General features: G+C 45.9%; 5 protein-coding genes. 4 read left to right on the top strand and 1 reads right to left on the bottom strand.

Translation table 11 applies throughout. The features are described 5' to 3' along the window. Positions 1-283: 283 nt before the first annotated feature. Positions 284-859, top strand: coding sequence for an Alr1449 family protein (locus O9300_RS13765; RefSeq protein ID WP_287972210.1), 576 nt, complete (start codon positions 284-286; stop codon positions 857-859). Here O9300_RS13765 and O9300_RS13770 read toward each other — a convergent pair. Beyond that, on the bottom strand, positions 842-2485 hold the full coding sequence (locus O9300_RS13770) for a CocE/NonD family hydrolase (protein ID WP_287972212.1): 1644 nt from the start codon (positions 2483-2485) through the stop codon (positions 842-844). The two genes, O9300_RS13765 and O9300_RS13770, sit on opposite strands and share 18 nt — an antisense overlap. A 135-nt stretch (positions 2486-2620) precedes the next feature. Between O9300_RS13770 and O9300_RS13775 the strand changes: the two genes are divergently transcribed. From O9300_RS13775 to O9300_RS13785, 3 genes are all read left to right on the top strand, one after another. Then, positions 2621-4315, top strand: a complete 1695-nt coding sequence (locus tag O9300_RS13775; RefSeq protein WP_287972214.1) for an ABC-F family ATP-binding cassette domain-containing protein — start codon at positions 2621-2623, stop codon at positions 4313-4315. Between the two features lie 50 nt (positions 4316-4365). Then, positions 4366-4821, top strand: a complete 456-nt coding sequence (locus tag O9300_RS13780) for a peroxiredoxin (RefSeq protein ID WP_002760875.1) — start codon at positions 4366-4368, stop codon at positions 4819-4821. A gap of 492 nt (positions 4822-5313) precedes the next feature. Further along, complete coding sequence (locus O9300_RS13785) at positions 5314-6657, top strand: chloride channel protein (RefSeq protein ID WP_287972217.1); 1344 nt, start codon at positions 5314-5316, stop codon at positions 6655-6657. Positions 6658-6875 lie beyond the last annotated feature (218 nt).

Below are 6875 nucleotides of genomic sequence, written 5' to 3' on the forward strand. Positions count from 1 at the left end.
AGAGAAGATGCAAGGGTGATGCAAGGGTGATGCAAGGGTTTTAAGAGATTCTAGCAGATTTAAGTGCATTTGGGAAGCTCTCAATCAAGCTAAAAGCCCTTTCCTGTAAGGTTTTTACCATTATTCAGCAAACCCTACTTAGTTGATGATAGGTGGTGCGTTAGTAACGCACCCTACGTTTTACATAGTAGATTTACAAAAGTGAGATGCACCCTATTTAATTCCCAGGAAAAAGCCTGTATAATGACAGCTATAGTCCGATTCTTACCGCAGGATTATCCCTATGGCTAAATCCAAAAAACACAATCTGCAATGGATCAAAGAAACCCTCGATTTAAATCCAGATCATAACTGGAAATCTAGTCCGGGTAACAGTATTTTTGTAGCTGGTCGCGGTGCAGTGCGCTTTGAAGTTCCTCAGGATTGGCATTTTGAACCCGATGATAATTCCTTTCGTTTTTTAGATAGAAAACCCCCCGATGATGATTGTCGTTTAGAGGTTTCCTATAATCTACTTCCCCCCGGAGATTGGAAAGAATTGCCCCTGAAAGGAATGGTCAAAAAACTAGCTCGTGAAGATAGCCGCAATCCTCACGAAATCGGCGAAGTTATCCAAGAAAAACGCCAAACCGTACGCATTGTTTGGGGACAAATTCAATTCATCGACCCCCAAGAAAATCGGCCAGCTTATTCGCGCATTGCCGTGGGTATTGGTTCCGGGGTTCAATGTTTAATTACTATGGATTATTGGGTCGATGATGCGGAAAAATTCACCCCCGTCTGGGATACGGTTATCTCCTCCCTGGTGTTAGGTTTATACATTCGCGATCCCCGCAGCGGTTTAGCTTTCCCCGACTAAAGGTAATAGCAATTTTGCCGGAAAATTTCCTTGACAAAAAACCTTAATTGTGATAATAGAAAAATCGATCGCCCGACTCGCGTGGGGATAGCTGCCCGTCCCCGCATTGACGGGATGTGCAGGAAAGCAAGAGGCACTCAGACTTAAACGCAAGCTATGACCTTGAGGAATAGTGATAAAAGTGGCTTGCATGGCAATATTTAGGGGCGATTCGGGATTATTTACCCGTTTATAACCCTGAGTGATATTAAAAACCCGACCATCGGGGGTAACTTGAGAAACCACCGCGCAGATATCGAAACTAACCGCATCTGCTTGACAATAACAATCCAGACGGGGACTGCCCAAAATCGTTAAATCTTTCCCTAGGGGGGGAGAAGTGTAGGTAATCACATCACTGCGACAGTCTAGCATGGTGCGGTCGAATATTCCCCCCGGTAGGGTGCTATGACCTCCTAAAGATGGGACCGGTCGCCAAGGATCGTGAACGATGGTATCCTCGATCGCCGGTTCCAACAAAATCGCGCTTAATTTCCCCTCATCCTCGCGCAGATTGGCTAAACCTTGACTAGCAAGATAATAAATTTGCTGATTTTCTCTGGGAAACTGCTCCAGATATTGCCATTGATTAGACCCCATTTGAAATAGATACATAGGAGGATTTTTTAATAACTCCGTTTCCTGACCTTTTAAGAAATAATCAAACCATTGCAGCTGCATTTTATCCACGGGACTAATTGCCTGTTGACCATAATCTATCTCTCCTACTTTTCTCCCCCAGGGTAGATGAGTCCAAGCACCAATAATTAGCTGTTGGGGATAGATAGAACGCGCTTGCATTTCTTGGTATAAACTCAAAGTTCCCCGGAGATGAGGATCGAACCAACCCCCGATATGTAACATCGGTAAATCGATATTTTTTAACAGGTTTTGCGGTGATAAATTTTGCCAATAGTCATCGGGAAGATAACGAGTAATCCAATCGTGATAAAAAGAATCAGCAGCTAAATCTTGCAGAATTTGGGGAGAGGCAGCAATAGGATCAAAAAGGGGTAAATTTCGGGAAGCTACCCAGAGTTTTTGATAGGCAGTTTCGTCCCCTTTTAATCTAGCTGTTTCCGCCGCTAATTGTATTGCCCAAGCGAGATTATATTGTAAATTAAATGCTTCATTTTCATAGCCCCAATCTCGATATAAATCGTGAGCGATCATTGCTGGGCAAATAGTTTTTAAAGCATCATGACCATTAGTAGCGGCGTATAATTGAGTCATTCCCTGATAGGAAAAACCATACATTCCCACCACACCCGTATTATTAGGAATAGTTAAAACCCATTCAATGGTTTCTAATCCGTCGCTAATTTCATGGGCAAATAAATTAAAATTTCCCGTCGAGTTTCCCCGTCCCCGGACATCCTGAATTACCACAATATAACCCTGACGTGCATACCAGCTAGGATGGGCATAAACCACCGTAGAAGCGATCGCTTTTCCGTAGGGTTGTCGCATTAGTAAAATGGGCAAAGATTCCCTACTATCGGGACGATAAATATCGGCAACTAAACTAATTCCATCTCTGGTGATTAAACTAGCCGTTTCTTTTTTTATGGGGTAGGGATTAAACATTATTATCTCTTTCAGATCAAAAATACTGTCGGGTGGCTCAATCGAGAAAACTTGACAAAGACCAGATAAAGCTTAACTAAATGTTACAATAGAGGCGGACTGCCTCAACTGCCTAGGACTGGAGAAAAATCAGCGATGCTACGACTAGAGAGAATTAGTAAGATTTACCCGACGGGAGAAGTGTTAAAAGATGTCACTTGGGAAGTAAAAACTGGCGATCGCATCGGGTTGGTGGGAGTCAATGGGGCCGGAAAATCCACCCAGCTGAAAATTATTATGGGGGAAGTGGAACCCACCGCCGGAGAGATCATCCGTCCTACCAGTCTCCATATCGGCTATCTTACCCAAGAATTTGAAGTGGATCCCCGTCGGACGGTACGGGAGGAATTTTGGACGGTGTTTCAAGAAGCGAATCAAGTCCACCATCAACTAATAGAAATTCCCCAGCGCATGGAAAAAGCTGATCCCGAGGAATTAGATCGCTTAATTCATCAATTGGATCGCCTACAAAGACAATTTGAAGCGTTAGATGGTTACGGATTAGAAGCGCGCATCGAGAAAATTTTACCAGAAATGGGCTTTACTAGCGATGACGGCGATCGCTTGGTAAGTTCCTTTAGTGGTGGTTGGCAAATGCGGATGAGTTTAGGTAAAATTCTCCTGCAAACTCCCGATATTTTACTCCTCGATGAACCGACTAACCATTTAGACTTAGAAACCATTGAATGGTTAGAAAAATTCCTCAAGGATTTAACCACTCCCATGGTCATAGTTTCCCACGACAGGGAATTTCTCGATCGTCTCTGTACCAAAATTGTCGAAACTGAAAGGGGAGTTTCTACCACTTATTTAGGTAATTATTCTGCCTACCTACAGCAAAAATACGAACAACAATCCGCTCAGTTAAGTGCCTACGAACGTCAACAAAAAGAACTAGAAAAACAGCAAGCTTTCGTTGATCGGTTCCGGGCCAGTGCCACCCGCAGTACCCAAGCAAAAAGCCGGGAAAAACAATTAGAAAAGGTAGAAAAAATTGAAGCACCAATTGCCGATGTGCGTACCTTAAAATTTCAGTTTCCTCCGGCAGTGCGTAGTGGTCGAGAAGTGGTAAATATTAAAAATATTGTTCACATTTACGATGATAAAATTCTCTTTTTGGGAGCAAATCTGGAAATAGAAAGGGGCGATCGAGTGGCGTTTTTAGGCCCAAATGGTGCAGGAAAATCCACGCTTTTACGTTTAATTGTTGGGTTAGAAGCTCCCACAGAAGGCTCGATCGAAATCGGTAAACATAACGTTATTCCTAGTTATTTTGAGCAGAACCAAGCGGAAGCTTTAGACCTAACTAAAACTGTTTTAAATACCATTCATGATGAAGTTCCCGATTGGAAAGATGTGGAAGTTCGCAGTCTTTTAGGGCGATTTTTATTCAGTGGGGAAACGGTATTAAAAAAAGTAGAATCTTTGAGTGGTGGCGAAAAAGCGCGTCTTGCCTTAGCCAAGATGTTACTTGCTCCTGCTAACTTATTAATTCTCGATGAACCCACTAATCACCTCGATATTCCCGCCAAGGAAATGTTAGAATCAGCTTTAAAAGTTTATGAAGGCACGGTTTTAATTGTTTCCCATGATCGTTATTTTATCTCCCAGGTAGCTAACAAAATTGTCGAGATTCGGGAGGGCGAATTAATTGCCTACGCAGGAGATTATCACTATTATCTAGAAAAACTAGACGAAGAAAAACAAAAAGCCGAACAAAAACGCATTGAAGCAGAAAAAGCGGCCAAAGCTGCTGCTAAACGGGCTAAACAAAAGACCAAAAAAGGTTAAAATGTTAAAGTATCACCCTATCCACGATTATCTATTCATTAATTAATCTTATGGCAGCTATAAAAGTAGGCGATCGAGTTCCCAATTTTTCTCTCCCTTCCCAAACAGGGGCAACGGTTAATGTCAGCGATTTAATCGGTAAAAAATCCCTGGTAATTTATTTCTATCCCAAAGATGACACTCCGGGTTGTACCGCAGAATCCTGCGCTTTCCGCGATAGTTACGAAGTGTTTACCGATGCGGGTGCGGAAGTTATTGGTATTAGTGCCGATAGTCCCCAATCTCATCAACAATTTGCCCAAAAATATAATCTTCCCTTCACCCTTTTAAGTGATAGCGATAACCGAGTCCGTAAATTATTCGGTGTTCCCTCTACCTTATTCGTCCTCCCCGGACGAGTTACCTATATCATTGATCAAGAGGGAATCGTCAGACATATTTTCGATTCTATGTTAGATTTTAAAGCTCACGTTACCGAATCTTTGAACACAATTAAATCTTTTTAGGTTGATGATTATGCAAGAAATTAAAACATCTATCCCATAATTGGGACAGTTCTGACTTAAAAATAAAATTAATGGTGTGTTAATTTTGACTAACACACCCTCAATCTGCTTTAGTTATTGGCAAAAATGACGGCTGGAAACAGAAGGCTAACATAGGCAAAGCTAACACCCAAAAGTTTGTCGTTATTCCTTATAAACGTCTAATTGAAATGTTAACTTATACTAAATCCGTTGAGTAGTGGTTTCAAGTGACAACATCCTAAGAAAAGGATTCCCAAATCCGTTCAGCTATGGGATAGAGAGGTGCGTAGTTCAGCCAAGGAGAATTAATCTCTCGAAGTAAAAGTGAAGGGAATTTCTCAAATGGAATTCAGTCTGTTTATATTTGACTATACTTTTACTAACTATAGAGTAAAGACTTTCAGGGTGTTTTGCTTGACCACTCCAATGGACTTGCTATAGGAACGATAAAAGTTCACCTTTCTTGGCACGATGCTAAATAACAAACTACAACTTCTGTTAACCAGGGTAGGCCCATGGGCTGTTGGCGGCCTGCTCGGCGGTTTGATCGGCTCTCTGGCTGCGGTACTGCTGACTGAGGCAATTAAGCAAACCCTCGATATTGCCTCTAGACTGGATAGCGTTTGGCGACTGCTGCTGCCTCTGGTGGGCGTTACCTTAGCAGTGCTAGTCCTGTTTGGACTGGGTAGGGGGCAACCCGTGCAGACCTTAGCTCCCCGGGGGGCGACTTCCTCTGGCCGCTGGGGTTCTCTCATGGACTGGTACTCCTTCCCCCATGACATTGCTCGCGCCGACCTGACCGGTGACGTGGTGAACGCATCCGGTGCGGAAGAGCGGTTCCCTTGGAATCTAGCCCCCTTGCGCGCCCTGGCCATCCTCTCCACCGTTGGACTGGGTGCGCCCATGGGAACAGAATCACCGGCAGCTCATATTGGCGTGGCAACAGGAACCTGGTTGGGTAGCATAAATCCAGCCCTAGGTCAACTGGTGCGGCCCCTGGCCATCGGTGGCGGTGCGGCCAGTGTTTCTGCTCTGATGGGAATCCCGCTGGTGGGCAGCTTTTTTATGTTTGAGTTGAGTCAGCGACGCCAGGTTCCGATCACCCCGGAGCGGGCAGCGGCGATGTTAGCTGGGGGACTGGTGGGATGGGGAGTCAACGCTGCCTTTAAGCTGCAACTGATCCGGCTGGTCGTGCCGCAGGTTGCCCCGACTGACTTCTGGGATGCGGTGGGTGTCACTTTGTTGATCGGAGTGATCGCCGGCACGATTACAGCCCTCACCGGTGAGGCGATCTACTGGGCCAGAGGCTTGCGGGACAGGCCCGCCACGCGTCTTCTGATCGGTGGCCTGGTGATGCTATTCTTGGCGATCGTGATCGGACAGGTGGCGACCCCCGCAGCGGCTTTTGGGCCGGGGGGAGCCGCTATCGTCTGGGCCGAAAACATTAAAACAACTCCTTACCATCTGTTAGCGGTAGCTCTGCTCCGGGCCGCGGCCACCACCGCTGCCGTTTTAGCCGGGGGCTGTGGCGGCGTGTTTGTCCCTTTTCTGGCGATCGGCGACCTCAGTGGCCGGGTGTTCGCCACCACCTTTGAGATTTCGGGGGATCTGGCGGGGGCGGCGGGGGCAGCGGCCGGTATTGCTGGCGGCTATCGCCTACCTCTGACCGCCATGGCGATGGTACTGGGGGTGGGTGGCCCGGGGGCAGCCCAGCTAACCTGCCTTGCCACAGTGGTGGTCGCCGCCCTTTCGGGATTGGTGGCCGCACGGGCAGCCAATCAACTCTCCAGTTCCCTCCGCGCAATGTTCCGCTAGAAGCCCCCGTCAGGGGATTGACAATCTCCGCACTTTTAGGGCGGAGATTCTTGGGCAACATCTTGCCTCTACTAGCAACCAGCAATTCTCAGTTTTAGACATAGCAAGCCTTTTAGGGATTTAAAGAACATTTTAAAGGGGGATTTTTGGGGCAACTTTGGGTGTACTATCACGTCAAAAGCCTGAAGACTCGTGACATGAAATTTGCAATCCCATTG

Origin of the sequence: Microcystis sp. LE19-195.1E (assembly GCF_027532095.1) — a bacterium.
GTDB classification, from domain to species: Bacteria; Cyanobacteriota; Cyanobacteriia; order Cyanobacteriales; family Microcystaceae; genus Microcystis; species Microcystis aeruginosa.